Origin of the sequence: Pseudomonas sp. R-28-1W-6, assembly GCF_009799925.1 — a bacterium.
Taxonomy (GTDB): domain Bacteria; phylum Pseudomonadota; class Gammaproteobacteria; order Pseudomonadales; family Pseudomonadaceae; genus Aquipseudomonas.
Genome location: NZ_WELK01000006.1, coordinates 184,897 through 185,282, shown reverse-complemented (window position 1 = coordinate 185,282; position 386 = coordinate 184,897). Strand labels below are relative to the sequence as shown.

At 62.4% G+C, this 386-nt stretch carries 1 protein-coding gene; it reads left to right on the top strand.

Annotated features, from left to right (window positions below):
* Nucleotides 1–386 (top strand): Ig-like domain-containing protein (locus F3I62_RS13790; RefSeq protein WP_256667767.1); only part of this gene is annotated, 386 nt, incomplete at both ends.

The window sequence follows — 386 nt, the reverse complement described above, 5'->3', positions numbered from 1 at the left end:
CCTCGCTGGTGACCATCACCTTCAGCGAGGCGGTCAGCGGCTTCAGCAACGCCGACCTGACGGTGACCAACGGCAGCCTCAGCGCGGTGAGCAGCAGCGATGGCGGCATCACCTGGACCGCTACCCTGACACCAAGCGCTGACGTGAGCGACAGCAGCAATCTGATCACCCTGGATAACACCGGAGTCACGAATGCTTCGGGCAATACCGGCACGGGCAGCACCACTTCCAACAACTACACCATCGACACGACCCGCCCCACGGCAACCATCGTGGTGGCCGACAGCACGCTGGCTATCGGCGAGACGACCAGCGTCACCATTACTTTCAGTGAAGCGGTTTCCGGCTTCGACCTGGCCGATCTGAGCATGGCCAATGGCAGCCTG